Origin of the sequence: Thauera humireducens, assembly GCF_001051995.2 — a bacterium.
Classification (GTDB): Bacteria; Pseudomonadota; Gammaproteobacteria; order Burkholderiales; family Rhodocyclaceae; genus Thauera; species Thauera humireducens.
Genome location: NZ_CP014646.1, coordinates 561,390 through 586,042 on the forward strand (window position 1 = coordinate 561,390; position 24,653 = coordinate 586,042).

A 24,653-nucleotide genomic window follows, 5' to 3' on the forward strand; every position below is an offset into this window, starting at 1 on the left:
GCGATGAGCAGGGATGGCTCAGACCACCGGTTCGCCGATACGCGGGGCTGACGCATCGTTGGGGGAGACTGTGCGCTGAAGGGGCGGCTGGCGGCCCTCAGGAGCGGGCGCGGCGCGCTGGCGCGTGATCGCTTCCTTCGCCACGCGCTCAATGACCATGTCGTTGTGCGGCGGGTTGTAGAGGCCGCACTGCACGTCGCGGAAATAGCGCTCCAGCGGCAGGTCGCGCGACAGCCCATGGCCGCCCGCGATCTGCATCGCCAGCTCGACGATGCGGATCGCGTTGTTGGTCACAACGTACTTGGTGATTGCGACCTCGCTGCCGAGCCTGTCCTTGAGTTCGTCGTGGCGGTCCCAGCGCTCGGCCAGGCCGTAGAGCAGCGCCTTCGAGGCGCTCACCAGGATCTCGATCTCGCCGATCTTCTGCTGCACCTGAGGCGCATCGAGGACCGCCCCACCGAGTGCGGGTGCGAAGCGGCTATCGGCAAAGTCGAGGATGAAGTCGCGCGCGGCTACCGCGATGCCGAGATAGATGGCCGGCAACTGCAGCGAGTAGGCACTGCTGCAGGCCATGAACCGGCTCGGCTTGCCCTTCTCGAGGCGGACCAGCAGGGCCTCGGCGGGCACTTCCACGCCGTCGAGTTCGACGTCGTGGCTGCCGGTACTGCGCATGCCCAGCGAATCCCATGTTTCGATGACCCGCACGCGGTCCGTCTTGCGCACCAGGAACTCGGCCGTCTGGTCCTCTTCCTCGATGTAGGCGAGCACGGTGAATTGATTCACTGCGGGCGCAAGTGTTGAGAACGCCTTGCGCCCCGTGATGACCCAGCCGTCACCGCGCCGGCGTGCGCGGGTCGTAGGGTTGAAGCCGCGGATCACGTTGCCGGCATCGCGTTCGGTAGCGAAGACGTTGATCAGCTCGCCGCGCTCTACCGCATCGCGGCAGATGCGTTCGAAGATCGACTCGTCCCAGGCGCGCGTGGTGCGCAGGCCAAAGAGCGTCATCAGGTGCCAGCCAAGCGCCAGCGCCGTGGCGCCACTGGCACCCGCGAGGCGTTCCTGAATCAGCAGAGTTTCATAGAGGGACAATTCCCGGCCGCCGTACGTCCTTGGTACGGTCAGACCGAGTGCGCCCTTGCTCCGGAGGATGTCGAAGTGTTCGAAGGGGAATTCTCCCGTGCGGTCATAGCGCGCGGCGGTCGGACGAATTTCGTTGGCGATGTCTTGAGCGTAGGCAACCAGTTCGGTGTCGCGTGCGTTGCGGATGGTCAGGTCGTCCATGGACATTGTGCTGTCTCGGCTACAGGTCAGGTGGAATTGAAGGATGCGGAGGCATCACTCCATCTCTCCCTGTGCAGCATCCATGCCAGAAGATGAAATATAGATAAATCAAGGACTAACGGCGAGACTTCGGCATGACGCTGTTGCGCAGAAGCCAGATCTGAACGGCTGCTGTTGCCCCGTGCGCAGGCGTCCGTTCGCGTAGCGAGAACCGGAAATGCGACAGGCCGTCGTGATGACGGCCTGTCCAAGGGGATCTGAGATCCGGTGGCACGCCTCAGGAGGGCGTCTAGCGTGCGTGTAAATCTTCCGCCGTGCTACGTGTTGGAGGCTGGTCGAGCAGCAGCCCGAGCAGCGTCTGGCGTTGTCCTGCGTCGAGGATCGCGCGTTCGGTAATGAGCTGCTCGATGAGCATGCGCTGCTGCGCCTGCTGCAGTTCGGCTATCGCCGCGCGTTCCGATTCGATGCGCTCGGGATCGAGGGTGTCGGCGAAGAGTGCCTTCACAAGCGCGGTGCGGTGTGCTTCGAGCTGTGCACTGGCCCTTTCGAACTGCTGAAGGAATGGACGCTCGGCAGCCTCCCAGCGGGCGCGCTGCGCCTCATCCAGGCCCAGAACCTGATGCAGCGGAGGCTTCGGAGCGGGTGCGACGTTGGAGCGGAGCCGGTCCAGCGCAACGGCGCCGACGACGCCAAGGTTGACTGCGAGCGACAGCAGCAGTGCGAGTTGAAGCGAGCGGGGTTTCATCGTGAGTTCCCTGTTGGGTCGCAAGCATGAGCGCTGGGGCAGAGATTTCCCGGCGGGACGGAGTCGAACAGGCTCATGGCCACAAGCGTGACGTTCCTTGATGGCGGTGAGATGGAGGGCTCCATCTGTAGCAGGCTCTCACCCAGCCACAGACCCATCGCGATGGCTGCGGTAGCCCCCGCAGACGACGACAAGGCGAATGACCAGCGGGTCAGCGGACGGGCCAGGGACATCCACCGTGCCCGCCATCCCATGTGCGGACGTCCTTGCACCGCCGGCGTCGCGCCGGCCTGAAGGCGCGCAATCACCCGTTCTCCAAGGTCGACATCGAGCATGGCGGGAGGCAGGGCGAGGAAGGCCGCATGCAGGCGCCTCAGTCCGTCCAGTCTGGTCGCGCACTGCGGACAGCCTGCGCAGTGGGTGAGCAGTTCCGTGCGGGCCGAGGCGGGCAGTGCCTCGTCGACCAGAGCCGATAGCGCATCGTCTGGGGGGCAGATTCCGGTCATTTTCGCGCTCCTCCATGCGGATCGAAATGTTCAAGCAGCGCGGTGCGCGCGCGGGCGAGGCGAGACTTCACGGTGCCTTCGGCAACCCCCAGGACGTCCGCCAGTTCTGCGTAGGCGAGCCCCTCGACTTCGCGCAGCAACAGGACCTCGCGGTGCTCGGGGGCGATACGCCGCAGGGCGCGGTCGAGCTGAATCTGTTGCTGATGGCTGGCGTAACGGGCCTCCGGTCCCGGCGACGCATCAGCGACGTCGAGCCCATCTTCCAGTGGCGCGAACCGCACGCGTTGTCGGCGGCGCAGATGGTCGAGCGCCGCGTTGCGTGCAATCTGCAACAGCCAGGTGGAGAAGCGGGCGTCCGGACGCCAGCCGGGCAATGCCTGCCATGCCTTGACGAACACGTCCTGCGTCAGCTCCATCGCTTCGTCGTGGGCGTCGAGCATGCGCATGATGAAGCGGAACACGCGCGCCTGATGACGGCGGACGAGGTCAGCAAAGGCCGACATGTCACCCGCTCGTGAGCGGGCGACATCGCTGACATCCATTGCCGCATCCGTGTCATTCATGCTGGCAGGCGGCGTGTTGTCGTGCGCGCGGCTTCATCGACTGGCTCAGTGCTCCGTCTTCAAGCCCTTCCAGCCCGGATGTTCGAAGTGGGCGGCGTAGTCGTCAAGGGTTCTCGCGACAAGGACGACGCCTTGCTCCCGTTCGGTGCCCGGCTTGTGTCCGGCGATCACATCGACGCCCTGGCCGATCTCGCCAATGATCGCGTGCAGGACGTCGTCCGCTTCGGGCTGCAGCTTGCAGTTCTGCACCACGTAGCCGACCTGCGCTTCAATGGATTGCGCAAGCGTCTGGTAGCGCGTGGTGTCGAACTTGCCCGAATGGACGTCAGGCAGGGCCTGCGCCAGTGCGTTCCGAATGGATTCCATCCCTGTGCGCAGTGCTTCGTCGGTTTGCCACTTCGCGCCCTGATTGAGCTTGAGCACCGCCGTGTGGGTATCGTGTTGATGGGTGTCGGCCGCCATGACCGTGGCGGGTGCGAAAACACCGCCAAGAAGGGCAAAGGCGCCGATGGCCAGCAATCGGGCGGGTGTATAGGCGTTCATATCGATGAGGTCCTTTTGTCCTGGTTTCGAGCGGGCGGCGATGCCGTCCTGAAGCTTGAAACGAGCGGACTAGGAAAATGTTCCGTCAATCGATACGCCAACATGAGTCGAGCGCCCGTCTCGGGTTCATGTTGGCCCGCGTGATCAGGAGTAGAAGGAAGGGGGCGGGTACCTGTTGTTCAGCGCCCAGTCACCGAGTTCACGCACCTTGAAGTCGAGCGGATCGTGAAGGGTGTGCACCCGCAGGTTGCGCCAGAAGCGGTCGAGGCGCAGCGCTGCGGTGGTGGAGCGTGCGCCGGTGACCTCGAAGATGCGGCTGGTGATGTCCAGCCCGCCGCGGGTGGCGGCGACCTTGGCGGTGGCGACGGCGAGTGCGACCTCGCCGCGGCCGGCCCCGGTCAGCGCCAACCCTTCGTTCCATGCGGCGTCGAACACGGTGACCGCATGGTCGGCGAGCTTGCGCGTCGATTCGAGCGCGACCCAGAAGTCACCGTAGTGGGCCAGCACGTAGGGGTCTTCCGTGACATGTGCGGCTGGCGATGCAGCCCACAGGCGCGCTTCATTGCGGGTGTAGTGGCGGGCCTCGGCGAGCGCGCCTTCGGCAATGCCGAGGAAGATGTTCACGAAGATGAGCTGCGCAAGCAGCGGGCGCAGGCAGGCGTAGGGCGAGGACAGCGGGCCGGGATGCGACAGGATCTCGTCCTCTGCCACCGCCACGTGCTCGAACAGCGCGCTGCCGCTGTCCGTCTGGCGCTGACCCATGTTGTCCCAGTCCTCGAACAGGGTGATGCCGGCGCGGCGGGTGGGGAGCGCAGCGATGATGAGCTTGCCGTCGGCGCTGTCCTCGACGGCCGAGGCCAGCAGCATGTCGGAGTCGAGCGCGCCGGAGCAGAAGCTCTTGCGGCCCGAGAGCGCGCGTCCGCCAGGCACGCGGGTGGCGACGGTACGCTTGTCGAGCGGGTTGAGCGCGTTGCCCCAGAACCAGCCGTGCCTCGCGGTATCGCGCAGCCAGGGCTCCCATTGTGCCGGGCTGCCGAACAGGCGCACCGAGGCCAGCTGCAGGTGGTGGAATGCGAAGACGTGGCCGACGGAGCTGTCAGCACGCGCCAGTTGGCGGACGACCGAGAGCGTCTCGGCCCAGCTCGCCCCGAGGCCGCCGTACTCGATTGGAATGCTCAGCGTGAGCAGGCCGCTGGCGCGCAACTGGTCGCGCTCGGCCTTCGGTGTGCCGCCCGCCAGGTCGCGCGCGGCAGCGGTTTCGGCAAACCGTGCGGCCAGGCGTGCCGCGATGGCGGAGGGCGGTTCCGACAAGGGGGTGTCGTGTTTGGCGGTGGTGGCGTCGGCCAGACTCATGGTCGATTTTTCCTTTGTCTGCGTTCAGTTCGATTCGTGGGGAAAGCGCTCGCCCTCAGGCATCGGCCGCGGCCGGCGTGTCGGCCGTGCTGTCGCCGATCAGGCCGAAGCGCTTGAGCTGGGTGCGCAGGATGTTGCGCGAGATGCCCAGCTGTTTGGCCGTGCGGACCTGGTTCTCGCGGCAGTATTCGAATGCGGTGGAAAACAGCAGCTTCTCGATGCGCTCGTAGACCTCGGGCGTGTCTTCATCGAGCAGTTGGCGCAGGCCTGCGCGCACCGCGGCGAACCCGTCGCCATCTGCGCATCCGGGCGTGACCGCATTGGCCGCCCGCGACAGGGCGATGCCGGGCAGGCGCAGATCCCCCGTACTGATGACGCCGTTCTGGCTCACGATCAGTGCGAAGTGGACGACGTTCTCCAGTTCGCGGATGTTGCCCGGCCAGTGGTAGGACACCAGCTCCGCTGCCGCTTCCTTGCTCAAGCGCGGTGCGGGGATGTCGAGGCGCTGGCGGTAGTAGTCGATGAAGTAGTCGACCAGCGGCAGGATGTCGCCCGGGCGCTCGCGCAGCGCAGGCAATTCCACCGGTGCGACATTGAGGCGGTAATAGAGGTCGAGCCGGAAATGGCCTGCCTGAACCGCCTTCTCCAGGTTGACGTTGGTGGCCGCGACCAGGCGCACGTCAACGGCGATCGGCTTGCGCGAGCCGAGACGCACCACCTGGCGCTCCTGCAGCACGCGCAACAGCTTGACCTGCATCGCCAGGGGCAGGTCGCCGATTTCGTCGAGGAACAGCGTGCCGCCGTTAGCGGCCTCGAACCAGCCGGCGCGCGCCTGCTGGGCGCCGGTGAATGCGCCGGCCTCGTGGCCGAACAGCTCCGCCTCCACCATGTTCTCGCTGAAGGCGCCGCAATTGACCGCCACGAAGGGGCCGTTGCGTCCGCTCTGCGCGTGGATATGGCGTGCCACCAGCTCCTTGCCGGTACCGGTTTCGCCGATGATCAGGACGTTGGCCTCGGTCGGCGCGATCAGCTCGACCTGGCGCAGCAGGCGGAGCGACTTGATGTCATGGAAGATCAGCGCCTTGGCGCGGATCGAGAGCGCACCTTGCCCTGCGTTGGGCAAGGTCAGCAGCTTTGCGGTGTTTGACTCGTGCATGTGTTTCTCATGTGCTGAGGGATCCCTGCGCCCCTGGCAGGGACTGGATTCCGGCTCCGGGCGACAAGCGCCGGAGGGCGGAAAGGCATTGCGCAGCACGAGCTTATTCAGGGCAGGTTGAAACCGGAACGAAGGATTTCTGCTTTGGTTTCCACGATGGTGTCGATGCCGCGATCTGCGCCTTGCATGCGATCACTGTATGTCCGGGCAATGGGTGGCGGCCCGTCGTAACGTTCAGTTCGGGCTCGCTTGGCGCAAGTGATCGCGTTCCATCTCCAGGAGCAAGATCTCGTGCTGAACGACCCTGAACGCCGCTTGGGCCAGCACCGTGCCGGTCATGGCGCGGTACATCGACAGCGTCGGGTCGGCTCCGCTTCGAGCAAGATCCAGCACGGCCTCGGCGGCCGCAAGTTCGGCTGCCGCCGCGGGAAGACCGTGCGTCCGCAGCGTGTCGATTCGATGCGTCAGCGTCGCCAGTTGCACCGTCAGTTCCAACCTGATGGCCGTGGCCCCTTGCTCGAGCGCCGAAAGGCAGGATGCGCGATGGCGTGCGTCGTCCGGGGATGCGTGTTGCCACCAGCGTTTCAGCGTCTCGACGGCGGCCAACTTGGGGTGCGCGTCAGAGAGTGCTGGGGTAATTGGAGCCGCATCGGCTGCCGTTGAAGGATGCGCCAGCTGGCTGGGTGGCGCGTCTTCCATCCCGACTCGTTCGGCAAGCCGCAGGAGCGCCCGCCGCAGGTCGGTGAGTGTCAGTTCGCGATGTGCGAGCGCGTGCTGATAGTCCGCAAAAGCGCGAGCGAGGGCAGCTGATGCGGCCAGGTCGGAGGGCGTCGATTCTCCACCGAGCCGTTGCCAGGCCGCGTGCGTCTCGGCAACCGACTCCCGCGCTGCGAGTAGCACATCTTCCTTTTGCAGGGCGGTTACGAAGTGTCGTGCGACGTCGAGGGTGTGCTGCTGTCGCGCAAAGCGTTCGGCATGACTGAGGATCGATGCCTCGGCGGCAGGGGGGACACAGCGGTTAGGCACGATCTGGTCCGCTTCAAGCATGGTGACCGGGTTATGTGCGCGGAGGGGCCGCTGCCCTGCGGCGTGCACGGCGTTCTCGAGTGTGAATGGCGTATCAGCGAGGGCAACTGGCGATGCCGCCGCCGTGAGCGCGAGGAGAACGAAGGTTCTGACCCGCTTCATTTCTCACCCCGTCGGCGGGCCTTGTAATGCGAGAAGCTCCCTGAAGTTGCAGCGCCGGATGCGGCGTAGTCGGCAAACAACAGGTACTCATCCGCATTGATGGGGGCGCCGGGCAGCCGCGCAAGCTCGGTTCCATCCACGCTCAATGCAATCGAGTAGGGCGTGCCATAGGCCTTCGAGAGGCGTGCGTAGTCGCGTTCGGTGAGTGTCTGGCCGCTGGGTGACACGATCTCGTCGAGGCTGTCAGACTCGATGCGGATGATGTTGAAGTGTTCTCTGAAGGCGTCCTGCACGGCCACCTGGTTGATCACCGTGTCGTGCATGCGCTTGCAATAAGGGCATTCATCCAGCTCGAAAACGAGCAGGATGCCTCGCTTGCCCTCCCCGCGCGCGGTCTCGAGTTCGGCGCGCAGATCCCCGAAGCTGGTCTGAAAGAAGTGCTGCCCGGGATCGCGAACGGCTTGGGACTTTGCGTGCTGCGGCACCAGCATGGCGCCCAGCAGCAGCGCCATCAGGCAGAAACGTTGAAGAGCAGTGCGTGCCATGCTGGTGTGTCCCCGTGGTCAGCGTTGATGGATGAAGACCATGACGTCGAGGATCTCGTCCTCCGTGAGGACGCTGTTGGTGCCGAACAGCGGCATGTGTGCATCAGGGTTGAAGACACGGGTGTCCCAGATGCGCTGGTAGGTGTATTCCAGCGAAGGCGCACGCGAAGCGTAGTCCTCCAGGCTGGGGCCCACGGTTCCGCCCTTGTGCCCCGGCAGACTGTGGCACGTTGCACAGTTGCCCCAGCGGACGTCCAGGGCGATCTTTTCTCCCCGCTTGGCGTCGCCCTTCAGCGCTCCCTTGAAGCTGACCTTTTGCACCGCAGGCGGCGGCAGTTGTCCGCAAGGCAGCTCCTCGCTATGGCAGGGGTAGAGGGGCAGGAACTCGGTCAGCATCGGCGTACCCGGGATCCATTTCTCCCGGATGGCTTTCAGGCGCTCATCGGCCGCGGCTAGATGCGGCTGGAGCAGCGCCGCCGCAAGCGCCAGCGTGGCCATTCGCTTGAGTTTCTTGGTCATGGAGTGTTCTTCCTCACTGCTCGAGGTAATCGGTGTCCAGGTTGTACTGCTGGGTCGGAATGCTCATGGGGTAGCCGTTGGCGCTGGCTTTCAGGAACACCTCGATGGCCGTCATGCTCGGACTGCCTTCCTTGCCCTGGTGCATGCGCGAGAGCTGCTGGCAGGACCGGATCTGGTGCTGCAATGTAAATACGTGCGCCAGATCGTCACCCGGCAGTGCGTACGGGAAGTGGTAGATCGGATACTGCGCGGCGTCGCCAAAGAAGGTCGTCGGACGTTGCCCGCGCAAGTAGTTTCCGACCGAGGGCGGGGTGTGGCAGCTGGCGCAGGCGTAATGGAACTGGCCGGTGCGCTTGAAGAACAGGTCACGGCCCTTCAGGTATGCCGCCTTGAGCGGTCCCTCGGAGGCGACATCGACGTCCACGACGGCGCCGTCGGAGAGTGAAGCCACGTACATGTCCAGCACGGAGTTCGCCCGTGTATCGACACGCCAGTCCTGCTGTCCCAGGCGTTCGGTGGCGCATGCTTCGATCTGTGTCGGACCGACTACGACGCGGCCGAGGCGCGTGTTGAACTTGGGCAGTCTTGCGTACACGCCCTTGAGCTTCTCGCCGTTGTCGCCATGGCAGGAGGCACAGGATTGACCGTCGGCATTCTTGCGGTGGAACACCTCCCGCCCTTCGTCGATCACCAGCTCGGCATCGAGACTTTTCGTCAGCCAGCGGAAGTCCTTGAAGTTGATTTCGTGCGACTGCTTGCCGGCGGCGCGCGCCGCGGCTATCGCTGCGGCGTCCTTCCAGTTCTCATAGGTGTCTGAGTAGCGGCCGTCGCCCGAGACGTGAGGAACGGCCTTGTCGCGTCCGGGCCAGTAGTCATGCTGTACGGATGGCGCTTGACCGGCGGAGGTGGGCTGCGCCACGGCGATGCTGGTCGTAGCCCACAATGCGGCCACGAGGCCCGTCCGTGCCGCCAGCAGTGTCAGTTTCTGCATTCTCGTTTTTCTCCCTGAAGCAGCGGCTCAGACGACCGGAAAGTCGCCGGCGTCGCTCTTGCCCTGGTTGTCTCGCCAGCGGATGCCGATCACGTCGCCGGTCTTGACACTTCGCAACTCGAAAGACACCAGTGGATTGGTCGACACCGCCTGCCCGCACTCGAGGCTGACGGCCGTCTTGCCGTTGAGGGTGACCTCGACCTCCTCGATGAAGTGCGCCGGAAGGCGGGCGCCGGTCTTCGGATCGTTGCGCTCGATCAGCATCGGATGGGCGATCAGGGTACGAACCGTGGCGACGCCGTTGTCGCCGAGTTGAATGCGGGCCTTGATGCTTGGGGTCGTCATGTGCTTTCTCCCTGTGTGTCAGCCGCCGCAGCCGCCGACGCTGACCTGGATGTGCCGGGTGCTGCTGTAGAGCTTGCCGTCCGCTCGAGCGATGACGACCACGTCCTGCGTCTTGCCGAGCTTGACGCGCAGGCTGAGCGGCGGCGCGGTGAGCTCGGTCAGCTTGTAGGCGGCCGTCAGCGCCCACGGATTGCCGGTGGCGAAAACGGCGACGTAGTCGATGTTCTCGAGCGTCGAGCGGATGGTGAGCGGGACTGCCGTGCCGTTCTCGGCGATATCGGGTGCGATGAGGGTCAGCGCTTCGCTCGGCTGCACCTCGGCATCAGGGAACAGCGCGGCAAGGGCCTCCTGGGTGGTCTTCGCTTCGAAGGCAGCCGCTACCCGCGCATTTGCCGTGGCTGGGGTTAGCCCGGCGAGCGCACCCAGGAGCGGCAGCAGGCTGGCGCCTGTCAGATTGCGGATCGCGTCTCGTCTTTTCATGTCAGGTTTCCTTGTGTGCGGTGTGCTGTCGTGGTGTCATGCAGTAGTAGCGGAGCACTATAAGAATCTGATGAACGCAATAGAACTAATTAATTCTGCGTTCGAAATCAGGAATTGCGATAAGGCTTAACGTGAAGCCGACGTCGCCGGCAGGGGGGGCGCCGGTCTGGCGCGGTGCCTCAGGCGCAAGCGTGCGAGATCACGAATCCGCTGCCCATCGACCGCTTAAGGTCGAACCAACGCGCGCACCTGTCCGTTCATGGCCCGCCGGGTCTGATGGCGCAGTCTTGCCAGCACTCCGTTGCGCCCGCGTCGCGGTTCTGCGCGCGGTGGAAGGGGGCCGAGCGGAACATCGGCCGCGGTCGCACGCAATTGCGCCAGCAGCGTCAACACCAAGGGCCACGCGCCATGGCCCGAATCGACATTGATGTGTCCGGCGCGGCCGACATCGACGAGGTGGCTGCCCCAGCGTTCCGCCCAGCGTCGCGCTGCGTCGAAGCCGAGCCAGGGATCGCTGCGGCTGGCCACGAGAATGCTGGGGCAGTTGAAGCTCGTCGCCGGCAGATGTTCTGCGACGCTGGCGCCGGCCTGCTGATCCCGCCGCAGGCCGAGCAGGTCGAAACGCTCCGGGTCCGCGGGGGCCACCAGGAGCAGACCGGCGACCTTGTGCGGGCGGTCTGCCGCGGCGACCACGCTCGCCAGGCAGCCGAAGCTGTGCGCCACGATCCACACCGCCCCCGGCGCCTCGTCGATCTCGCGTCGGACCTCACCAGCCCAGCGGGCGAGCAGGGGGTCCTCCCAGTCGATGCCGCTGACGCGACGCGCTTCGGGAACCTCCTGCTCGAGCCAGGTCTGCCAGTGCCCGGCACCGCTGCCGCGGTAGCCGGGGACGATGAGTACCGTCTGGCGCACGAGCCGCCTCAGAGCGTCGCGATCGATACTTCGGTGGACTTCACCAGCGCCACGACTTCGGAACCGGGCTTGAGCCCAAGTTCGTCGACCGAGCGTGTGGTGATCACCGAGGTGACGATGCCCGAGGAGGTTTCGACATCTACTTCGCTGACGACGTCGCCGCGGATGATTTCCTTCACCCGCCCGCGGAACTGGTTTCGTACATTGATTGCCTGGATGGCCATGCTTTTTCTCCGTTCTGCTTACTTGGCGTAGATCTGGTCGAACACGCCGCCGTCGGCGAAGTGCTTCTTCTGCACGGTCTGCCAGCCGCCGAGGTCGTCGATGGTGATCAGGCTCACCTTGGGGAAGCGGGCGACGTCGGCCGGGTCGGCATGCTCGGGTTTGATCGGGCGGTAGTAGTGCTTCGCGGCGATCTTCTGGCCGACCGACGAGTACAGGTACTCGAGATAGGCCTGGGCGACCTTTTCGGTGCCGCGCTTCTTCGCCACGCCGTCGACGACCGTGACCGGCGGTTCGGCGAGGATCGAGATCGATGGCACGACGATCTCGAACTTGTCCGGCCCCAGCTCGTTGATCGACAGGAAGGCCTCGTTCTCCCACGCCAGCAGCACGTCGCCGATGCCGCGCTGGACGAAGGTGTTGGTGGCGCCGCGGGCGCCGGAGTCGAGCACCGGCACGTGCTTGAGCAGTTCGGTGACGAAGGTCTGCGCGGTCTGCTCGTTGCCGCCGGGCTGCTTGAGCGCGTAGCCCCAGGCGGCGAGGTAGTTCCAGCGTGCGCCGCCCGAGGTCTTCGGGTTGGGCGTGATGACCTCGACACCCGGCTTGACCAGGTCGCCCCAGTCCTTGATGCCCTTGGGGTTGCCCTTGCGCACCAGGAAGACGATGGTCGAGGTGTAGGGCGCGCTGTTGTGCGCCAGGCGCTTCTGCCAGTCGGCCGGGATCTTGCCGGTCTGCTCGGCGATGGCGTCGATGTCGTAGGCCAGCGCCAGCGTGACGACGTCGGCCTCGAGCCCGTCGATCACCGCGCGCGCCTGCTTGCCGGCGCCGCCGTGCGACTGCTTGATGACGAGGTCTTCGCCGGTCTGTGCTTTCCAGTGTTTGGCGAACTCGGGGTTGAAGGCCTGGTAGAGCTCGCGCGTCGGATCGTAGGAGACGTTGAGCAGCGTGGTCTGCGCCTGTGCGCTGGCAACGAAACCGGTTGCCAGGGCCGGGGCTAGGACAAGCGCGAGCAGGCCGCGGCGGATGGGGCTGAACTTCATGAATTTCTCCGTCAGGGGTGATTGCGATGGAGAAAATCTATCCCTCTGGCTTCATAACCTGAACGAAGAAAAAACGGATTGCTTATTCATGCCCGTCAGTGATTCACTCACCTCGGATCGCTCGGGAATTCGGCGTCATCTTGGTACGGCGCGCGAGCATCTCTGCTTACGCCCCTCGCGTAACTACGGTGCAGCCTAGGGCTAAGAGGCGACAGGCCTCACCCTCGCCTTGGCGCGAAGGCCGGATCCTTGATAGCAAGTCGGATGGGTTTTCAGAGGTGCAAGGGCTTCATGATCAAACTGGAGGCGTGCAAGCCGCTCAGTCTGCCGAAGAGGTGCTCGTCGCCTCGATGCGGAACAGTGGTGCCAATGAGGCCTCTTCGCCCGAGTGCCGGCCCTTGTTAGATAGCGTTGTTGTGTGGATGCGACAGCCAGGAGGGTGTCCAGAAACGACAAAGCCCGCCATTTCGGGCGGGCTTGTCTGCTTACTATGTGCTTACTGAGACTTTTCGCGTCCTGAATAATCTGCGCTAAGTCTTTGAATTTTTGGGGCGACATACCGGGATCGAACCGGTGACACCTGGAGCCACAATCCAGTGCTCTACCAACTGAGCTAATGCCGCCACTACAGGACCCCGGTAAAACCGAAGCCCTCAAAACTTGTCCTGGCCTGCCCGGCAGGGATCGAACCTGCAACCCCCGGCTTAGAAGGCCGGTGCTCTATCCAATTGAGCTACGGGCAGATCCCGCGGGCATTTCGGAGTGTGAGCTGGTCGGGGTGGAGGGATTCGAACCCCCGACATCTTGCTCCCAAAGCAAGCGCGCTACCGGACTGCGCTACACCCCGAGAGCCGCGAACTATACAGATCTCTCCCGGAGGCGTCAAACATAAATAACAAAATTTTTTATGCGCGCCGGGCGCGTTGCCAGGCGCGGATCACGCGCAGCAGGTTGAGCAGCAGCCAGGTGAATTCGGCGGCCATCAGAAGTCCGGCCAGACGTGCGAGCAGCGGCTCGAAAATGCCGGCTACGAGTACGACGAGCACGACGAGATGGAGGCGGAGTTGCTGGCGGACCGGCGGGTCGGGGAGCAGCTTCTTCATGTTGGGCGCCTTCACGCCGGACTGGGTCAGATGCAGCCAGGTGAGGAAGGGGACGATCTTGTAGAGCATGGCACTGATTGCGCCACCGAAGCCGCCGTGCAGGATGAGGACGCCGGCGAGCACGCTCCAGTGGTCGGCGTCGTGTACGGCAGAGATGGCAAGGGCGACGAGCCCGAGGATCAGCGCCACCATCGCGCCGCGGAAACTGCGAAAGGGCGCGTCGGGTGCACTGCGGCGGGTGCGCGATTGCAGGTGGAGCGTGAGCGCGGCAAAGCCGGCGACCACGCCGAGCAAGAGGAGACCGAGTGCGATTGCAGTCATCCCTGCATCGGTGACGCGCGCGAGCGACCACAGCATCAAGCCGCCAAGCACGGCCGGGGCCCACATCATCGAGAAGCGCTGGGGGTAGCCGGGCGTGATCTGGAACATGGGGACCACGACCCAGCTCGTCGCCGCCAGCAGGACGCCGCCCCAGCCCAGCCAGCCCCACGCGGCGTGGAGGTCGACGACAGTGTTCAGGGAGACCGGAAGGGCCAGGCCGCGACCGAGGGCGAGGGCGAGCACGAGACCGAGTGTGGCCGTGATGGCCAGGCCGGTCAGGGCGAGGCGAAGATCGCGCGGAGCCCGTGTCGTACCGACGACCGAGGGGGCGCCGATGAGCGCCAGCAGGCCGGCGCCAAGAAAGATCGCGATGCCGCTGACCAGGAGCAGGCCGCCGCTGACGATGGCGCCCGGCTGACCAAACCCGAGCCCGGTCGCGAGTCCGGCGGCGCCGAGCGTGGCCAGCGCATGCGTCGCCGAGGCGACGCCCAGCGGTGCGGGGAAGCGTGCGCCGGCAACGACGGGCAGGATCTGCTGGAGTGCGCCCAGCATCACCTGCAGCATGAAGCCGGCGGCGATGAGGTGGACGAGCGCGAGCGCGCCCGGCGTCCAGCGCGACGCGAGGACGCCGTCACCGAGCGCCAGCACCACGCCTGCCGCAATCCCGAACACGGGCGCGGTCAGGAAGAAGCGCAGCGGTGCCGAAAGCGGCGGGGTGTCCTCGTAAGCCAGTCCGGGGTTGGCCGAACTCATGGCCTGCCGATCAGGATCGCCACAGTGCCATCGTCATGAAAATTGACCTCATGCCGATAACCGTCGCGATCGAGCAGCCGGATCAGCGGATGCGGCATGCGGTCCAGCAATAGTGTGAACTGCTCGCCAGCCTTGAGGTTGGCCAGCGCGTCCATGGCGCGCTCGAAGGGCTCGGGAGGCTCCAGGCCGCGTGCGTCGACGGTCGTGATGTTCATGTTGCGTGTTCCGCTGCAAGGGAGTTGGAAAGCTCGGCACAGAGTGTTGCACTGACGGCGCCGAGTCGGGCATCGCACATCGGATAGAGGATGTTCTCTTCCTTCATGTTGTGCTGCTGCATCATGATCAGCAGTGTCTCGGCCTCGCCAGCAAACTCATCGGCGTCTCGCGCCGCCAGCGCCTGCTGAAGGTGGGCGAGCGCGGCGCGCATGTCTGCATGTTCGGCCCGCATCACCTGGGTTGGCCCCTGGGTCATGCCGGTTGCCGCTTCGAAGGCGGGGAAGAGTCGCTGTTCCTCTGCGTCGAAGTGGGCGTTCAGTGCGCGGGAGAAGGCTGCGAGCGCGTCGGCCGCGCCGGGCCAGTCACCTTTTGCGGCAAGTGCCTCGGCGCGGGCGAAGTCATGGTCGCACGCGCGGTGGTCGTGGGTCATCAAGTCGGCAATCGTGCTCATGTTCGGCTCCGGTGGGCATGAGGGCATTCTCCGCGGCGGGCGGCAGGCAGCATTGATGCGAGTCAAGTTGGTCGCCAACGCGGTGGACGGGAGTTGGGTAATCCGGGGCCGCCGGGGCACAATCCGGGCTTTCGTTCCGCTGGAGTCCGCATGCCGCGTGCTGTTCCGGCCGGCGCGTGGGTACGCATCTTCATCCCGTTCGCGCTCGGCTATTACCTGTCCTACCTGTTGCGCACGGTGAATGCGGTGATCTCGCCGGCGATCACCGGAGAGCTCGACCTGAGCGCCGCGCAACTGGGCTTGCTGACGAGCATGTACTTCCTCGCCTTCGGCCTTGCGCAGATTCCGGTCGGCATCGCGCTCGATCGCTACGGGCCGCGCCGGGTGGAGAGCGCCTTGCTGCTGCTTGCCGGCCTGGGTGCCGTGCTGTTCGCGCTGGGCGACTCCATCGGTGGGCTGGGCGTGGCGCGCGCCCTGATCGGCCTGGGCGTGTCGGCCTGCCTGATGGGCGCGCTGAAGGGGTTCGCGCTGTGGTATCCACCCGAGCGGCAGAGTTCGATGACCGGTTTCGTCATGGCTTGCGGTGCGATGGGAGCGCTCACCGCAAGTGCACCGCTCGAAGCGGCGATGCCCTTGCTGGGCTGGCGCGGCGTGTTCTGGGGCATTGCCGCAGCGGCGCTGGCGACCTCGGTCATCCTGTGGCGCAGCCTGCCGCAGGAGGCTGCAGCGGGCGGGCAGGGGAGCCTTGGCGCGGTCTTGAAGAGCGTGGGCGCCGTCTTCGTGGCGCCCGCCTTCCTGCGCTTTGCCGGCTCCTCGCTGTTCTTCGTCGGTGGCTTCATGGCGTTGCAGAGTCTGTGGGCCGTGCCCTGGCTGATGCACGTCGAAGGGCTGGCGCTGGCCGATGCGGCGCGCACGCTGCTCCTGCTCAACCTGGGCATGCTGACCGGCCAGTTGTCGATCGGCGTGTTCGGTGTGCGCATGGCGCGCCATGGCGTGCGGCCGCTGCAGATGCTGCATGTGGGCTACGGTGCGCTGCTGCTGGTGCAGGCGGCGATCCTGTTCGGTGTGGGGCCGGTATCGCTGCTCTGGTTCCTGATCGGCGCGCTGTCGGCGGTCAATTCGCAGGCCTACCTGGCGGCGTCGAACGACTTTCCGCGCGAAATGTTCGGCCGCGTCAGCACCTCGATCAATCTCATGGTCTTTCTGGGGGCCTTCGTCGTGCAGTGGGGCTTCGGTCTTGCACTGGATCTGCTGCGCACCTGGGGCTGGGCGATGCCGCAGGCCCTGCGCTTCACTTTCGCCGCGTTGCTGGTGCTGCAGGTGCTGAGCTATCTCCCGCTGTTCCCGCGCCTGTGGCGGCGTGGGCAGGGCTGAGGCCGGCGTGGCAGGTTCAGGCTGCCTGGCCGCAGGCGACGCCCGACGACCAGGCCCACTGGAAGTTGTAGCCGCCGAGGTGGCCAGTGACGTCCATGACCTCGCCGACAAAGTACAGCCCGGGGAGCGCTCGTGCCTCCATCGTGCGCGAGGACAGCGCGTTCGTATCGACGCCGCCGAGCGTGACCTCCGCTTTCGCGTACCCCTGGGTGCCGGAGGGCGTCAGTGCCCATCCCGACAGCGTGGCGGCAATGCTGCGCAGATCGGCGTGACGGAACTCGTTCATCGGGCGGGTCCAGCCGTGCAGTTCGCACCATGCGTGGGCGAAACGGCGCGGCAGGCGCTCGGACAGCAGGTTGGCGAGCAGGGTGCGTTCGGCTGCGTGCGCCAGCAGCCAGGCTTCGGCATCGACACCCGGCAGCAGGTCGAGGGTGACTGGTGCCCAGTCCGCGTCCTCGTAGGCCTGGGCCTGCCAGTAGCTCGAGACCTGCAGGATCGACGGGCCCGACAGGCCGCGGTGGGTGACCAGCGCCGCCTCGCGGAACACGGGCCCGCGGCAATGGGCCTCCACTTCGAGCGAGATGCCCGCAAGTGGGGCGAGTCGCGACAGGGTCTCGGGCGGCAGCGTCAGCGGCACCAGCGCCGGGCGGGGGGCGACGACCGCCAGGCCGAACTGCTCGGCGAGGCGGTAACCGAGCGGACTGGCGCCGATCTTCGGAATCGACAGGCCGCCGGTGGCCACGACCAGGCTGTGCGCGGTGAAGCGGCCGATGCTGGTGTTGACGATGAAGCGCTCGCTATCGGCATCGGTGCGCGACACCTCGAGCACCGTCGCCGGCATGGCCCAGTCGACGCCACCGTCGCTGCATTCGGCCTGCAGCATGTCGATGATCTGCTGGGCGGAATCGTCGCAGAACAGTTGGCCCCAATCCCTTTCGTGGAAATCGATGCCGTGGTGCTGTACAAGCTCGATAAAATCCGCCGCCGTGTAACGCGACAGGGCGGAGCGCACGAAGTGCGGATTGCGGCAGAGGTAGTTGTCTGCGGCGACGCGGCGGTTGGTGAAGTTGCAGCGACCTCCGCCGGAGATGCGGATCTTCTCGGCCAGCTTCTCCGCGTGGTCGACCAGCAGCACCTTGCGTCCGCGCTGGCCGGCCGTTGCGGCGCACATCATGCCGGCCGCACCGGCACCGATCACGATGACATCGTAACTTTGCTTTGCAGGGCGGGCGATCGGGGCCTTCAAGTGCGCCACATGGATACCTTCGACGACGAAAGCGGCGCAGAATACGCGGTGTGCTGCAAAGCGGCAAATTACGGCCTTTTGCGCCGCGATGACGCTGCCTGATGGCAAAACGAGACCAAGAATATCAGCTTGTTGGAGCGCTTTATGACTGAAACCACCACCGGCACGACCATGCCACCCCGCAAACGGGGTCTGGTCCGTCCGGCGTTGTGGGCTGCGGGTGCGGTGATCGTCATCGGAGCGGCGGGCTTCTTTGCCGCGCCGCCGGTGGCCAGGCACTATGCCGTTAAGATTCTGGGCGAGACCCTGGGCCGGACGGTGACGATCGACGGGGTGGTGATCAACCCCTTCTCGGTCACCGCGGAGATCCAGGGGCTCAAGGTGATGTCGGCGGACGGGCAGTCGGAGGCCTTCGGCTTCGACGCCTTGCGCACCAACGTCGAGGTCGTCGAGTCGCTGATGCAGCGCGGCCTCGTGCTGCACGAGGTGGCGCTGAGCGGGCCGCGGCTGAACGTTGCGCTCGAGGGTGGCGGGCGGCACAGCTGGAGCGACGTTGCCGAGCGCATCGCGGCGCTGGCGAATTCGGGCGGGGAGGATGACGCCGAGGCCGGCAAGCCCGGCACGCTGTTCTCGGTCGGCAATATCCGCGTCGCCGGCGGCCGTGTTTCGGTCGAGGACAAGCCGCGCGGGCTCAAGCATGAACTGGCGGAGCTCGAGGTGGGCGTGCCCTTCGTGTCGAACCTGCCGGTGAAGGTGGACGTCTTCGTCGAGCCGACACTGTCGGCCGTGCTCGATGGCAACCCGCTCAAGATGAGCGCGCGCACCAAGCCGTTCCAGGACACGCACGAGACCATCCTCGACGTCGTGCTCGACAAGTTCGACCTCACGCCCTGGCTGGCCTATGCCCCGTTCGAGCCAGCCTTCCGCCTGCCGTCGGCGCAGCTCACGACGAACATCGAGGTGTCCTTCCGGCAACCGGCCGACGCTGCGCCCGAGCTGGTCCTGCGCGGCCCGCTGCGGCTCGACCAGTTCGTGCTGCAGGACAAGGCGGGCGAGCCGGTGGCGACGGTGCCTGAATTCGAACTCGAGTTCGCCGACGTTCAGCCGCTGATCGGGCGCTGGCATTTCACGCGCATGCGGGTCGCCCAGCCGGAGCTCGACCTGGTGCGGCTGAAGGAGGGCGGGCTCAACCTCGCCATGCTGCTGCCGGCTGCCGAGCCGGAAGCGAAACCCGCAAAGGCGAAAGGCGCAGGCAAGGGCGCGGCGGCCAACGATCAGGCCAGGCCCGCGGCCGAAGCGGCCAAGGCGTCCGGCGCCGAGCCCGATTTCCTGCTCGCCCATGCGCGCATCCGCGATGGCGTGGTGCGCTTCGAGGACCGCAGCCTGGCCGAGCCGTTCAAGGCGCGTATCGAGGCCATCAACCTCGACCTGCGCGACCTCGCGACCGAGGCCGACATGCCGGCTGAGATCCGCCTCGACTACGCCACCGACGGTGGCGAGAAGTTCGTGCATGAGGACCGCCTGCGGCTGGAGCCCTTCGAGTACGAAGGCATGCTCAACTTCGAGGCGGTCAAGGCAGCGCGTTATGCCCCTTACCTGGCGGCGGCCCTGCCGGGGGGCGAGGTGCGCGACGGCAGCCTGAGCGGCAATCTGCGCTATCGCGTCGCCCTGGATGACAAGGGCGAGGCGGACATCGACCTCAGCGCCGATGCGCTCGCCGTGCGCGACTTTGCGCTGGCGCTCAAGGGCGCCAAGGATGCCGCGGTCAAGGTGCCTGAGCTGGATGTGCGCGAGGCGGTCCTCGATCTCGGCGCGCAGCGCGTGAAGCTGGCCGAACTCGGCGTCAAGGGCGCTGCGGTGTCGGCCGTGCGGCTGAAGAACGGCGACATCGATCTGCTCGGCCTGACCGGTCCGGCGAAGAAGAACGCGCCGGCCGGTGCGCCGTGGGTCGTCGCAGTGGACAAGCTGGCCCTGCAGGGCGTTTCGGTGCGCGTCGAGGACCGCAGCGTTTCGCGCCCGGTGGTGATGGCGGCGGACAACATCGACTTCGAGCTCGACGGTTTTTCCACCGAGAAGGGCAACCTCAGCCAGCTCAAACTCGACTCCCGCATCAACAAGAACGGCAAGCTGGGCGTTTCCGGCAGTCTGGGCCTGGAGCCGCTCAAGGCGGATCTCAAGCTCGACCTGCGCAACGTCGACCTGCTGCCGATCCAGCCCTATGTGCTGCAGCAGACCAAGATCGCGATCTCGCGCGGCAACCTCACCACGCAGGGCCAGCTCAAGCTCGGCACCGGACGCCGTGGCGACCTGCTGGCGGACTTTCGCGGCGACGTCGCGGTGGGCAACTTCGCTTCCATCGACCGCCTGAACGCGACCGACTTCCTGCGCTGGCGCACGCTGCGCGTGGGCGGCATCAATGCGCGGCTCGAGCCGTTCTCGCTGGCGGTCAGGCAGGTCGCGCTGGATGATTTCTACACCCGCCTGATCCTCGACGAGGAGGGACGCCTGAACCTGCGCGAGATCCAGGGCACCGACGGCAAGGTGGCCGCCGCGAAGCTGGAGCCCGTCGCCGCAGCCGCCGATCCCTTTGCCGACCCGGCCATGGCCGGCAACGCGCCGCGGGTGAAGGAGGGCGAACGCACCACCGAGTTGCCGCCGCCGAGCGCGCCCCCGCCGCCGATCCGCGTCGACCGCATCGAGATCAAGCGCGGCAACATCGCGTTCAGCGACCGCTTCATCCGGCCGAACTACGACGTCAACCTCACCGACATGACGGGCACGCTCGTTGGCCTGTCGACCGATCCCAGCACCATCGCCAAGCTCGACCTGAGCGGCAGGGTCGACAAGGCGGCGCCGGTCAAGGTGACGGGTGAGCTCAATCCCTTCCGTCAGGATGCGCACCTCGACATCCTCGCTTCGGTGAAGGACTTCGAACTCACCGGCCTGTCGAGCTACTCCGGCAAGTACGTCGGCTACGGCATCGCCAAGGGCAAGCTGTCGGCCGAGCTCAACTACAAGATCGAGGAGCGCAAGCTCACCGCCACCAACCAGATCTTCCTCGACCAGCTCACCTTCGGCGACAAGGTCGACAGCCCCGACGCGGTGAACCTGCCGGTGCAGCTGGCGGTGTCGCTGCTGAAGAACGGCCGCGGCGAGATCGATCTGCATCTGCCGGTCACCGGCACGCTGGACGACCCGGAGTTCAGCGTGTTCGGCCTGGTGGTGAAGATGCTGTTCAACCTGATCGGCAAGGCCATCACCTCGCCGTTCGCGTTGCTCGGCTCGGTGATCGGCGGCGGTGAAGAATTGTCGCAGCTCGAACTGGCGCCGGGTGTCGCGGCGCCGGCCGAGGCGCAGCGTGAGAAGCTCGCGACGCTGGCCACGGCGCTGGTCGACCGCCCGGCGCTCAAGCTCGACATCACCGGCCGTGCAGATCCGGCGGTCGATACCGACGGACTCAAGCAGGCGGCGTTGCAGCGCATGGTCAAGGCGCAGAAGCTCAAGGCGCTGGTGGCGCAGGGGAAGGAAGCGCCCTCGCTCGACGAGATCCAGGTCGAGGACGCCGAGTATCCCGAACTGCTGAAGAAGGCGTACCGCGACACCGACTTCAAGAAGCCGCGCAACGTCATCGGCATGGTCAAGGACGTCCCGGTGCCCGAGATGGAGGCCCTGATCCTCGCCAACACGTCGGTCGACGAGCAGGCGCTGCGCACGCTGGCGCAGCAGCGCGCACAGGCGGTGCGTGACTGGCTGGTGGGCGAAGGCAAGGTGCCGGGCGAGCGCATCTTCGTGCTCGAGCCCAAGGTCGAGGCAGCGGGCGAGGCAGGGCAGGTCCAGTTCTCGCTGCGCTGAAGATTGGCGCGAATGCGGCAGGGACGGGGGCTTCGGCCCCCGTCGTCGTTTCGCGGGACTATGATGAAAACGCGAGCTTCAGTGCTGTGGCAAAGGGGAGGCCAGCATGGGCAACGTCTTCATCAGCTACCGGCGTGACGATGCGGCGGGTTACGCGCGTGCCATCTACGACCAGCTCACCGAGCGCTTCGACACGGCGCAGGTGTTCATGGACGTCGATGCGATCGAGCCCGGCCTGCCCTTCGACGAGGTGATCCGCAATGCGGTCGGCAAGTGCGAGGTGCTGCTGGTGCTGATCGGTTCGCGCTGGATGGAGGTGCAGCCGGATGGCCGCCGGCGACTCGACGACGAGCGCGATTTCGTGCGGCTGGAGATCGCCGCGGCGCTGGCGCGCAACATCCGTGTCATACCGGTCTTGCTCGATGGCGTGCAGATGCCGGCGGAGGAGCTCCTGCCCGAGCCGATGCGCGGCCTGGTCTGGCGCAATGCGCTCGAGGTCAGCAACACGCGCTTCACCTCCGATGTGAACCGGCTCGGCGATGTCCTGGCCAGGGTACTGGGCGAGGCGGAGGAAGGGCCGGCGGAGAGGGGTCAGGCAGAGAGGCCTGCGTCGGCCAGCGCGGAGGTGGTGACCACGCCTGCCCCGACGGGCGCGGACAGGGGGGACGCAGTGAAAGGGGCGCTTCCGACCGGTTCAGTGACGGCCGCAGCTGGTGAGGCACGGGATGTCGGTGGAAAGGGGGGCAAGGGTTCGCGCATCGCGCTGGTCGCGGGTGCCGTCGTGGTCGCGGGTGCGATCGCCGCGGTGCTGCTGTGGCCGGACAGGCGACCGCCGGTCGTCGTCCCGGACAAGCCGAAGCCGGCGCTGGCATTGGGCCTGCCGGACTACGGCGTGGTGTTCGGCAGTGACCGTACGCTGGATGCCGCGCGTGACGAGATCCGGCGCGCGAGCCGCAGCAGCGTTCAGGGGGCGGCCATCTATTTTCGCAACGGCTATTACGCCAGCATCGCGCCCGCCGATACGCGGGCCGAGGCGGATCGCATTCTTGGCATCGTTCGTGCCTTTCGCAGCGACGCCTACGCGACGCGGATGGAAACGTGGTGCAGGCAACCGACGGGGCGGGAAGGCTATATCGAGTGCGCCAGTACCGCCGGAGCCCCTTGAGCGGGCGAGCGCGACAATTCGCTGCGCGCGCTGCCAGGGCGCGGCGTTCGGATGTCAGCGTGCCGGCTGGCGGATCGGCTCGGCCAGGTTCAGGTTGCCGACTCCGTTCTGGCCCTTGATCAGGAAGGTGCCCACCGGCTGGTCGCTGCGGCACGGCGCGAGGCGACGGCCGTCGATCTCGGTGCGCTCCGTGCTCACGCCGTTCAGCGCCGGCGCGTAAGACGTGCTGAGTTCGCCCTGGAAGTTGTACTGGAAGTCGCCGGCGAATCTGCCTTCCACGGTCGCGATGCTGCCCTTCGCGTCGCATACCGCGCGGTAATACGTGTAGGCACCTTCTTTCGACCAGGCCTGATCGCGGCAATTGCCGAGTGCGTTGCCCGGTGTCGCCAGTACGTCGTCGCCGCCCTGCTTGCCGACGCAGATGTGAAAGCTCGAGGCCTTGGCCCTCTCCCCGGTGGGCCCGTGGTTGACGAGCCACAGCCCCGGCATTCGTTGAGGCGCCTCGGTCGGCGTCGGGCTTGCAAGCGCAGCCTGGGGAAGGGTGGCGATGATCAGCAGCGGGAGGAGGGCGCGCATGGTGACATCCGGCAGTGGGTTGGGGGCAAAGTCGGGGTCTCGCGGCGTTCGTCCTGACGCCCGCGAAACCCGGTGGCCAGACTAGCGCCTCGACGCGGCCCGGGCCTTGAGCAGGGACAATAATCGCCCGCGGCGGCGGGCTTCAGAACATTCCCATCTCGAGCCGCGCCGCTTCACTCATCATCTCGCGGCTCCAGGGCGGGTCCCACACCAACTCCACGCTCGCATCCTTCACGCCGGGCAGTTCAAGCAGCCGCGCGCGCGCCTCGTCGGCGATCAGCGTGCCCATGCCGCAACCCGGCGCAGTCAAGGTCATGCGTACCGCGAGGCGGTAGCCGCCCTCGGGCAGCGGTTCGGCCGTGCAGCCGTAGACCAGGCCGAGATTGACGATGTCGATCGGGATCTCGGGGTCGTAGCAGGTGCCCAGCAGCGTCCACGCGCTCTGCTCGACGGCCTCGGCGCTCAACTCGCCCGCGGCCGGTTCGGGCATCGGTGGCGGAAGCTGCGGCTCCAGTCCGAGGGCGTCGGCGTCGCGTTCGGCAATGCGGTAGAGGTTGCCGCCGCACATCACCGTGATCGAGCCGCCCAGACGCTGCGTGATCAGCGCGTAGGCGCCTTCGGGCAGGGTCTCGGGCTTGCCCCAGGGCACGCTCACCGCGTCGCAGTCGCGCGCGAGGACGCGGGATTCGGTTTCACCGTAGTGGTCACCCATGGTGCGGATCTCCGTTCAATCCAATCGGTTCATTCGGTGCGCGCCGGGTCCTGCGCGCCGACGATGGCGTTGTGCAGGGTGTGCCAGGCCAGCGTGGCGCACTTCACCCGCACCGGAAACTCGCGCACGCCGGCCAGCACCGCCAGCTTGCCGAAGTCGCGCTCGGGTGGCGGTGTCTCGGTGAGCAGCGCATGGAAGTCGTGGAACAGCGCCTCCACCTCGGCCACGGGCTTGCCCTTGATCGCCTCGGTCATCAGCGAGGCCGATGCGGTGGAGATGGCGCAGCCGTGGCCGACGAAGCTCACGTCCCTGACCACGCCGTCCTCGATACGCAGGAACACGGTGAGCTGGTCGCCGCACAGCGGGTTGTGGCCGTCGGCCTGGTGGTCGGCCTCCGGCATGGGGCGATAGTTACGCGGCTGGCGGTTGTGATCGAAGATGACCTCCTGGTACAGCTCGCGCAGATCGGGTCCGGTGTCGTTCATTGGATTGGTC

General features: G+C 66.3%; 25 protein-coding genes and 3 tRNA genes. 3 read left to right on the plus strand and 25 right to left on the minus strand.

Features of this window, described 5'->3' with window-relative positions; all coding sequences use genetic code 11:
• Nucleotides 1-18: 18 nt before the first annotated feature.
• The 21 genes from AC731_RS02680 to AC731_RS02785 all read right to left on the minus strand — a co-directional run bounded on the left by AC731_RS02680 (nt 19) and on the right by AC731_RS02785 (nt 15,233).
• Nucleotides 19-1,287, minus strand: coding sequence for an acyl-CoA dehydrogenase family protein (locus tag AC731_RS02680; RefSeq protein WP_048709073.1), 1,269 nt, complete (start codon nt 1,285-1,287; stop codon nt 19-21).
• A gap of 283 nt (nt 1,288-1,570) precedes the next feature.
• Complete coding sequence (locus AC731_RS02685) at nt 1,571-2,026, minus strand: periplasmic heavy metal sensor (protein ID WP_048709075.1); 456 nt, start codon at nt 2,024-2,026, stop codon at nt 1,571-1,573.
• Nucleotides 2,027-2,528: 502 nt separating this feature from the next.
• Nucleotides 2,529-3,074: an RNA polymerase sigma factor gene (locus AC731_RS02695; protein ID WP_237266592.1), complete on the minus strand. Its 546-nt coding sequence runs from the start codon at nt 3,072-3,074 to the stop codon at nt 2,529-2,531.
• A 66-nt stretch (nt 3,075-3,140) separates the two neighbouring features.
• Nucleotides 3,141-3,638, minus strand: coding sequence for a hypothetical protein (locus tag AC731_RS02700; RefSeq protein ID WP_048709080.1), 498 nt, complete (start codon nt 3,636-3,638; stop codon nt 3,141-3,143).
• Nucleotides 3,639-3,782: 144 nt separating this feature from the next.
• Nucleotides 3,783-4,991 (minus strand): acyl-CoA dehydrogenase family protein, encoded by a 1,209-nt coding sequence (locus AC731_RS02705; RefSeq protein WP_048709082.1) that lies wholly within the window; start codon nt 4,989-4,991, stop codon nt 3,783-3,785.
• Between the two features lie 55 nt (nt 4,992-5,046).
• On the minus strand, nt 5,047-6,147 hold the full coding sequence (locus AC731_RS02710; protein ID WP_048709084.1) for a sigma-54 interaction domain-containing protein: 1,101 nt from the start codon (nt 6,145-6,147) through the stop codon (nt 5,047-5,049).
• A gap of 234 nt (nt 6,148-6,381) precedes the next feature.
• The gene (locus tag AC731_RS02715; protein WP_048709085.1) at nt 6,382-7,335 is read right to left on the minus strand and encodes a hypothetical protein; all 954 of its coding nucleotides are present in this window, start codon (nt 7,333-7,335) and stop codon (nt 6,382-6,384) included.
• On the minus strand, nt 7,332-7,847 hold the full coding sequence (locus tag AC731_RS02720; protein WP_048709087.1) for a thioredoxin family protein: 516 nt from the start codon (nt 7,845-7,847) through the stop codon (nt 7,332-7,334). The genes AC731_RS02715 and AC731_RS02720 overlap by 4 nt, the downstream gene beginning before the upstream one ends.
• Before the next feature lie 51 nt (nt 7,848-7,898).
• Entirely contained in the window at nt 7,899-8,399 is a 501-nt protein-coding gene (gene soxX / locus AC731_RS02725; protein WP_048709088.1) for a sulfur oxidation c-type cytochrome SoxX, read from the minus strand.
• A gap of 13 nt (nt 8,400-8,412) precedes the next feature.
• Nucleotides 8,413-9,390, minus strand: coding sequence for a sulfur oxidation c-type cytochrome SoxA (gene soxA / locus AC731_RS02730; protein WP_048709089.1), 978 nt, complete (start codon nt 9,388-9,390; stop codon nt 8,413-8,415).
• 27 nt (nt 9,391-9,417) lie between these two features.
• Nucleotides 9,418-9,735, minus strand: coding sequence for a thiosulfate oxidation carrier complex protein SoxZ (soxZ, locus tag AC731_RS02735; RefSeq protein ID WP_048709091.1), 318 nt, complete (start codon nt 9,733-9,735; stop codon nt 9,418-9,420).
• A gap of 18 nt (nt 9,736-9,753) precedes the next feature.
• Nucleotides 9,754-10,215 (minus strand): thiosulfate oxidation carrier protein SoxY, encoded by a 462-nt coding sequence (gene soxY, locus AC731_RS02740; protein ID WP_048709092.1) that lies wholly within the window; start codon nt 10,213-10,215, stop codon nt 9,754-9,756.
• Between the two features lie 225 nt (nt 10,216-10,440).
• Nucleotides 10,441-11,127 carry an RBBP9/YdeN family alpha/beta hydrolase gene (locus AC731_RS02745; protein ID WP_048709093.1) on the minus strand — a complete coding sequence of 229 codons (687 nt, stop codon included), beginning with the start codon at nt 11,125-11,127 and terminating at the stop codon, nt 10,441-10,443.
• An 8-nt stretch (nt 11,128-11,135) separates the two neighbouring features.
• Nucleotides 11,136-11,351 carry a TOBE domain-containing protein gene (locus AC731_RS02750; protein WP_048709096.1) on the minus strand — a complete coding sequence of 72 codons (216 nt, stop codon included), beginning with the start codon at nt 11,349-11,351 and terminating at the stop codon, nt 11,136-11,138.
• Nucleotides 11,352-11,369: 18 nt separating this feature from the next.
• Nucleotides 11,370-12,389, minus strand: coding sequence for a sulfate ABC transporter substrate-binding protein (locus AC731_RS02755; protein WP_062450042.1), 1,020 nt, complete (start codon nt 12,387-12,389; stop codon nt 11,370-11,372).
• A gap of 547 nt (nt 12,390-12,936) precedes the next feature.
• Nucleotides 12,937-13,012 (minus strand) — tRNA-His (locus AC731_RS02760).
• A gap of 43 nt (nt 13,013-13,055) precedes the next feature.
• Nucleotides 13,056-13,132, minus strand: a tRNA-Arg gene (locus AC731_RS02765).
• Between the two features lie 27 nt (nt 13,133-13,159).
• Nucleotides 13,160-13,236, minus strand: a tRNA-Pro gene (locus tag AC731_RS02770).
• Nucleotides 13,237-13,294: 58 nt separating this feature from the next.
• The gene (locus AC731_RS02775) at nt 13,295-14,566 is read right to left on the minus strand and encodes a hypothetical protein (RefSeq protein ID WP_048709099.1); all 1,272 of its coding nucleotides are present in this window, start codon (nt 14,564-14,566) and stop codon (nt 13,295-13,297) included.
• Nucleotides 14,563-14,781 (minus strand): DUF2249 domain-containing protein, encoded by a 219-nt coding sequence (locus tag AC731_RS02780; RefSeq protein ID WP_048709101.1) that lies wholly within the window; start codon nt 14,779-14,781, stop codon nt 14,563-14,565. Before AC731_RS02780 ends, AC731_RS02775 begins: the two co-directional genes overlap by 4 nt.
• A complete protein-coding gene (locus AC731_RS02785; RefSeq protein WP_004253227.1) occupies nt 14,778-15,233 on the minus strand; it encodes a hemerythrin domain-containing protein in 456 nt (151 codons plus the stop codon). The genes AC731_RS02780 and AC731_RS02785 overlap by 4 nt, the downstream gene beginning before the upstream one ends.
• A 150-nt stretch (nt 15,234-15,383) precedes the next feature.
• Between AC731_RS02785 and AC731_RS02790 the strand changes: the two genes are divergently transcribed.
• A complete protein-coding gene (locus tag AC731_RS02790) occupies nt 15,384-16,607 on the plus strand; it encodes an MFS transporter (RefSeq protein ID WP_048709103.1) in 1,224 nt (407 codons plus the stop codon).
• Between the two features lie 16 nt (nt 16,608-16,623).
• Here AC731_RS02790 and AC731_RS02795 read toward each other — a convergent pair whose 3' ends face one another.
• Complete coding sequence (locus AC731_RS02795) at nt 16,624-17,862, minus strand: BaiN/RdsA family NAD(P)/FAD-dependent oxidoreductase (RefSeq protein WP_048709105.1); 1,239 nt, start codon at nt 17,860-17,862, stop codon at nt 16,624-16,626.
• 135 nt (nt 17,863-17,997) lie between these two features.
• On the opposite strand from AC731_RS02795, the gene AC731_RS02800 reads away from it, so the two are divergent.
• The gene (locus AC731_RS02800) at nt 17,998-21,705 is read left to right on the plus strand and encodes a DUF748 domain-containing protein (protein ID WP_048709107.1); all 3,708 of its coding nucleotides are present in this window, start codon (nt 17,998-18,000) and stop codon (nt 21,703-21,705) included.
• Between the two features lie 106 nt (nt 21,706-21,811).
• The gene (locus tag AC731_RS02805; protein WP_004253239.1) at nt 21,812-22,870 is read left to right on the plus strand and encodes a toll/interleukin-1 receptor domain-containing protein; all 1,059 of its coding nucleotides are present in this window, start codon (nt 21,812-21,814) and stop codon (nt 22,868-22,870) included.
• Nucleotides 22,871-22,924: 54 nt separating this feature from the next.
• Here the strand turns inward: AC731_RS02805 and AC731_RS02810 are convergent, their stop codons facing one another.
• The 3 genes from AC731_RS02810 to sufU all read right to left on the minus strand — a co-directional run bounded on the left by AC731_RS02810 (nt 22,925) and on the right by sufU (nt 24,643).
• Complete coding sequence (locus AC731_RS02810) at nt 22,925-23,446, minus strand: DUF3617 domain-containing protein (protein ID WP_004253241.1); 522 nt, start codon at nt 23,444-23,446, stop codon at nt 22,925-22,927.
• A 142-nt stretch (nt 23,447-23,588) separates the two neighbouring features.
• Complete coding sequence (sufT, locus tag AC731_RS02815; protein ID WP_004253244.1) at nt 23,589-24,158, minus strand: putative Fe-S cluster assembly protein SufT; 570 nt, start codon at nt 24,156-24,158, stop codon at nt 23,589-23,591.
• Nucleotides 24,159-24,187: 29 nt separating this feature from the next.
• Nucleotides 24,188-24,643, minus strand: a complete 456-nt coding sequence (gene sufU / locus AC731_RS02820) for a Fe-S cluster assembly sulfur transfer protein SufU (RefSeq protein ID WP_004253246.1) — start codon at nt 24,641-24,643, stop codon at nt 24,188-24,190.
• Nucleotides 24,644-24,653 lie beyond the last annotated feature (10 nt).

Excerpts from the sequence above, each read along its gene's own strand:
- AC731_RS02790 (WP_048709103.1), top strand. The coding sequence starts at position 15,384 with ATGCCGCGTGCTGTTCCGGCCGGCGCGTGGGTACGCATCTTCATCCCG.
- AC731_RS02715 (WP_048709085.1), bottom strand. The coding sequence starts at position 7,335 with ATGAAGCGGGTCAGAACCTTCGTTCTCCTCGCGCTCACGGCGGCGGCA.
- soxA (WP_048709089.1), bottom strand. The coding sequence starts at position 9,390 with ATGCAGAAACTGACACTGCTGGCGGCACGGACGGGCCTCGTGGCCGCA.
- AC731_RS02785 (WP_004253227.1), bottom strand. The coding sequence starts at position 15,233 with ATGAGCACGATTGCCGACTTGATGACCCACGACCACCGCGCGTGCGAC.
- soxZ (WP_048709091.1), bottom strand. The coding sequence starts at position 9,735 with ATGACGACCCCAAGCATCAAGGCCCGCATTCAACTCGGCGACAACGGC.
- AC731_RS02700 (WP_048709080.1), bottom strand. The coding sequence starts at position 3,638 with ATGAACGCCTATACACCCGCCCGATTGCTGGCCATCGGCGCCTTTGCC.
- AC731_RS02695 (WP_237266592.1), bottom strand. The coding sequence starts at position 3,074 with ATGGATGTCAGCGATGTCGCCCGCTCACGAGCGGGTGACATGTCGGCC.
- soxX (WP_048709088.1), bottom strand. The coding sequence starts at position 8,399 with ATGACCAAGAAACTCAAGCGAATGGCCACGCTGGCGCTTGCGGCGGCG.
- AC731_RS02685 (WP_048709075.1), bottom strand. The coding sequence starts at position 2,026 with ATGAAACCCCGCTCGCTTCAACTCGCACTGCTGCTGTCGCTCGCAGTC.
- soxY (WP_048709092.1), bottom strand. The coding sequence starts at position 10,215 with ATGAAAAGACGAGACGCGATCCGCAATCTGACAGGCGCCAGCCTGCTG.
- AC731_RS02710 (WP_048709084.1), bottom strand. The coding sequence starts at position 6,147 with ATGCACGAGTCAAACACCGCAAAGCTGCTGACCTTGCCCAACGCAGGG.
- AC731_RS02750 (WP_048709096.1), bottom strand. The coding sequence starts at position 11,351 with ATGGCCATCCAGGCAATCAATGTACGAAACCAGTTCCGCGGGCGGGTG.
- AC731_RS02755 (WP_062450042.1), bottom strand. The coding sequence starts at position 12,389 with ATGAAGTTCAGCCCCATCCGCCGCGGCCTGCTCGCGCTTGTCCTAGCC.
- AC731_RS02780 (WP_048709101.1), bottom strand. The coding sequence starts at position 14,781 with ATGAACATCACGACCGTCGACGCACGCGGCCTGGAGCCTCCCGAGCCC.
- sufT (WP_004253244.1), bottom strand. The coding sequence starts at position 24,158 with ATGGGTGACCACTACGGTGAAACCGAATCCCGCGTCCTCGCGCGCGAC.
- AC731_RS02805 (WP_004253239.1), top strand. The coding sequence starts at position 21,812 with ATGGGCAACGTCTTCATCAGCTACCGGCGTGACGATGCGGCGGGTTAC.
- sufU (WP_004253246.1), bottom strand. The coding sequence starts at position 24,643 with ATGAACGACACCGGACCCGATCTGCGCGAGCTGTACCAGGAGGTCATC.
- AC731_RS02800 (WP_048709107.1), top strand. The coding sequence starts at position 17,998 with ATGACTGAAACCACCACCGGCACGACCATGCCACCCCGCAAACGGGGT.
- AC731_RS02680 (WP_048709073.1), bottom strand. The coding sequence starts at position 1,287 with ATGTCCATGGACGACCTGACCATCCGCAACGCACGCGACACCGAACTG.
- AC731_RS02775 (WP_048709099.1), bottom strand. The coding sequence starts at position 14,566 with ATGAGTTCGGCCAACCCCGGACTGGCTTACGAGGACACCCCGCCGCTT.
- AC731_RS02810 (WP_004253241.1), bottom strand. The coding sequence starts at position 23,446 with ATGCGCGCCCTCCTCCCGCTGCTGATCATCGCCACCCTTCCCCAGGCT.
- AC731_RS02705 (WP_048709082.1), bottom strand. The coding sequence starts at position 4,991 with ATGAGTCTGGCCGACGCCACCACCGCCAAACACGACACCCCCTTGTCG.
- AC731_RS02720 (WP_048709087.1), bottom strand. The coding sequence starts at position 7,847 with ATGGCGCTGCTGCTGGGCGCCATGCTGGTGCCGCAGCACGCAAAGTCC.